Below are 3,588 nucleotides of genomic sequence, written 5' to 3'. Positions count from 1 at the left end.
GGACGACGCGATCAACGGGTTCCCGATCACGGCGGGCGGCCGGCTGCTCGAGGTCGGGCTGCTGACGCTGGGCATCGTCGTCGGGATCGCCGTGGTGCTCGACGGCGCGCGCTCGCTCGGGGTCGAGCTGGTGCTGGTCGACTCCTACGCCCGCCCCTGGCCGGCCGCCGTGCAGGTGCTCGGTGCCGGGGTCGCGGCGGGCGCCTGGGCGCTCTCGTCGCACACCCCGCCACGGCCCGCGCTCATCGCCGCCCTCACCGGAGCCGGCGCGTTCCTCGTCTCCGACTCGCTGACCACCTCGGGCTTCGCGCCGCTCATGGCCAACGCCCTCCCGGCGCTGGCGATCGGCCTGCTCGGCGAGATGCTGGCCGAGCGGATGCGGGTGCCCGCCGTGGTGACGACCGCGTGCGCGATCGTCCCCCTCCTGCCCGGCCTCACCCTCTACCGCGGCGTCCTCGGCCTCACCTCGAACGCCGGCCCGAGCGCCGGGATCGAGCTCCTGCTCCAGGCGGGCATGATCGCGCTGGGCCTCGCCGGCGGAGTCACGCTCGGCCGGATCGCCTACCGCCGCCTGCGCACCCCGATCGTGCGGGCGGTGGCGCCGGTCCGCGCCAGGACCCGCCGGGACCGCGGGATCGAGCAGGCCCTCGCCGCCGACGTCCTCTACCCCGACGGCGCCGAGGCCGGGCAGGCGGACACCGCGCAGGACGCCATGGCGCCGGGCAGCGGATCCGGCCTCCCGGCGTCCGACCCGTCGGCGCCGTCCGCGGTCGACCCCGCACCGCTGCCCGACGAGTCGGCGCCGGCCGCCGAGGAGCCGTTCACCCGCACCGGGATCGTCCCGATCGTCAGCACGATCGGCGTGACGGAGCCGGTGCCGATCGTCACCGAGGAGGATCCGGCCGACCGGGGCTGACGACAGGGCGGCTCCCGCGGCCGGCTCCTCGCCGCAGAGGGAGGCGCCGCGCCGGTCAGTCCGCGCCGCCCCGCACGACCGCGGTCCGGCGGGTGTCGATCACGATCACCGAGCCGAGCACGATCAGGGCGAGCGACACCGAGGCGAGCGTGTCGGTCAGCCAGTGGTAGCCGAGGTAGAGCCGGGCGACGATCTGGCCGGCGATCATCCCGAGCGAGAGCGCGAAGCCCCCGATCATCCAGCTCCGGGAGGAGCGGCGGGAGGCGAGGAGGAACGTGGTGATCAGGAAGAAGTCGCTCACGCCGGTGACGTGGCCGGAGGGGAACGAGAAGGTCCCGTCGGGCCCGAGCAGCATGTACTCGACCGGCGGGCGCATCCGCATCACGAGGTGAGCGGCCAGCTGCACGCTGAGCATCCCGACGAGCATGCCGCCGGCCAGGAGGATCGGCCGCCAGAGGTGCCGCGCGAGGACGAACCAGAGCACGAGCACCGCCAGGATGATGACCGGCAGGTAGACCGGCCCGAAGACGGTGGCGAGCGCGTCCATCACGACCGTGCCCTCGGCGGAGCGCTTCTCGCGGAACCACTCGGCGACGACCGGATCGAGGACGGTGAGGCCGGTGCCGCTCGCGACCTGCGCGGTGAAGGCCGCGAAGAGGACGATGCCGACGCCGATGAGGCCGAAGCCGGCCCGGTCGAGGCCGCGGCGCGCCTCCGAGGCCATCACGCGCTCCTCCACGAGGAACCGCTGGTGGAAGCGGGCGCGGCGCGAGAGGGCGGGGGTGCTCATCCGCTCACCCTAGGGTGGCGGAGGCGCCGCCGACCGGGCCGTTCGCTCAGCGTCCTGCCGCGTAGTGCGTCTGGATCTGCTCCGGCGTGAGGACCGTCGAGTACACCGCGGCGTAGCGCAGGCTCCCGCCGAAATAGGAGGAGCCGACGTTCGGCCACTGGCCGCCGAGGCTGTCGTACCCGATCTTCCAGGTGCCCGTCGTGTTCTCGGCCGTGCGGTACGTGCTGTTCGAGGCGACCTTCACGCCGTCGACCCAGAGCGCGATGCCCGCTGTCGGCGAGAGCGTGGAGACGACGTGGTGCCAGAGTCCGTCGTTGACGGCTCGGGTGCTCGTGATGGTCTGCGCGGCGCCGTTGTAGACGCCGAAGACGAGCTTGCCGTCGGCACCGATGTAGGTGTGGCGGTCGTACTGACCGCCGGGAGCGGTGGCTCCCGCGCTGAAGCTGAAGAGCTTGCCGCCCGCGTTCGTGGTCTTGAACCAGATCTCGGTGCTGAAGGTGCCGGGGTTCCTGATCTCCAGCGGCGTGCTCAGGTACTGGTTGGTGCCGTTCGGCATCCAGGAGCCGCCCGCGTCGCGCGGGCAGGCCTTGGGCGTCGCGGCGGAGCTGACCATCGCGGTCGGGAAGAGGCTGGTGGAGCGGTAGGTGCCCGGGTACTGGCCGGAGTCCGTGTCGGGCGCGGTCGTCGATCCGCTCGGCTGCGCGAGCGTGTAGGCGAAGAGCGCGGCCCCGCGGTCGGCGGCGAGGGCGCCGTCGCAGGTGAAGAACGCGGCGGCGCTGCCGACCGTGTTGGTCGAGTTCAGGATCGACGCGGTGTACGCGCCGGAGGTGGCAGGGGCGGTGAGCAGCACGGCGGCCAGGGCGGCGGTGGCGAGGGCGGCGACGACAGACATCGGGCGGGCGAGGAGGGTGCGCAGCCGCGCGGCCGGCGAGGCGGCGGAGAGGCGGTGCCGGCTCAAGCCGTCTCCTCCTCGCGGGCGGCGCGGCGGCCGCGCTCGGCGGTCCGCTCCGGCTCGCCGGGGAGGCCGACGAAGACCGTGTAGAGCAACGGGATCGCGCAGAGCAGGACGAAGAGGACCCAGCCCCAGAACGGCAGGTGCAGAGCGGAGGAGAGGGCGTAGGCGTCTCCGTCGTGCGCCGGGATCTGCAGGCGGCCGACCTGTCCGGAGACCAGGTCGACGGGGTCGGCTCCCTCGGCGCTCACGCGGATGGGGAGGACGCCCGTCGAGACGAGCGTGGCGTTCGTCGTGCCGCTGTCGACCGTGGCCTCGAGGACGACGATGCCGACCAGCGGGCGGAGCACGAAGACGGTGACGGACGCGACGAGCGAGAGGCCGAGGATCCGCATCGACGCCCGCTGGGTGGGCGAGGCGATGAAGCGGGTGAGCAGCTGCACGAGGACGGCGCCGATGATCAGCAGCGGCAGACCGCGCACGAGCCAGCCGAGCACCGGCAGCGCCGTGGTGACGACTCCGATGAGCTGGTCCTGGCCGGTGGCCCACGGATCGACGGCTCCGTTGATGTCGCCCTGGGTGCGGAGCGTGCCGTCGTCGGCGATCTCGACGACCCGGTGGGTGTAGGTCTCGTCGGGCGTGGTGGTGGGGTGGAAGCTGACCGCGTCGCCGACCCGGACGTCCTCGAGGGCCGTCGGCTCGGTGAGGACGAGGGTGCCGACCGGGGCGGCCGTGCCCATGGAGGGCGTCTGCACGATGAACCAGCGTCCGCCGGACGCGTGGAAAAGGAGCGCCGCCGCGACCAGGACGGCCAGCAGAGCGGTCGTCGTCCCGATCAGGGCGGTGCGGAGGTGGCTCGCCGGGGAGGCCGACGAAGACCGTGTAGAGCAACGGGATCGCGCAGAGCAGGACGAAGAGGACCCAGCCCCA

General features: G+C 73.4%; 4 protein-coding genes. 1 reads left to right on the top strand and 3 read right to left on the bottom strand.

Annotation, left to right across the window (positions count from 1 at the left end; genetic code table 11):
- A partial coding sequence (locus C5C27_RS16950) for a threonine/serine exporter family protein (protein ID WP_146079744.1) occupies positions 1-916 on the top strand: 916 nt, incomplete at its 5' end.
- Between the two features lie 55 nt (positions 917-971).
- Here the strand turns inward: C5C27_RS16950 and C5C27_RS16945 are convergent.
- The 3 genes from C5C27_RS16945 to C5C27_RS16935 are packed head-to-tail and all read right to left on the bottom strand — an operon-like array spanning position 972 to position 3,413.
- Positions 972-1,706 carry a phosphatase PAP2 family protein gene (locus tag C5C27_RS16945; RefSeq protein ID WP_104314985.1) on the bottom strand — a complete coding sequence of 245 codons (735 nt, stop codon included), beginning with the start codon at positions 1,704-1,706 and terminating at the stop codon, positions 972-974.
- A 46-nt stretch (positions 1,707-1,752) separates the two neighbouring features.
- A complete protein-coding gene (locus tag C5C27_RS16940) occupies positions 1,753-2,664 on the bottom strand; it encodes a LamG domain-containing protein (protein ID WP_258062587.1) in 912 nt (303 codons plus the stop codon).
- Positions 2,661-3,413, bottom strand: a complete 753-nt coding sequence (locus C5C27_RS16935) for a S26 family signal peptidase (protein ID WP_146079743.1) — start codon at positions 3,411-3,413, stop codon at positions 2,661-2,663. Before C5C27_RS16935 ends, C5C27_RS16940 begins: the two co-directional genes overlap by 4 nt.
- Between the last annotated feature and the right edge of the window lie 175 nt (positions 3,414-3,588).

It is taken from the genome of Rathayibacter sp. AY2B7 (assembly GCF_002931635.1).
Classification (GTDB): domain Bacteria; phylum Actinomycetota; class Actinomycetes; order Actinomycetales; family Microbacteriaceae; genus Rathayibacter.
Note: the sequence above shows the minus strand (reverse complement) of the source record. Positions and strands in the feature narration are given on the sequence as shown.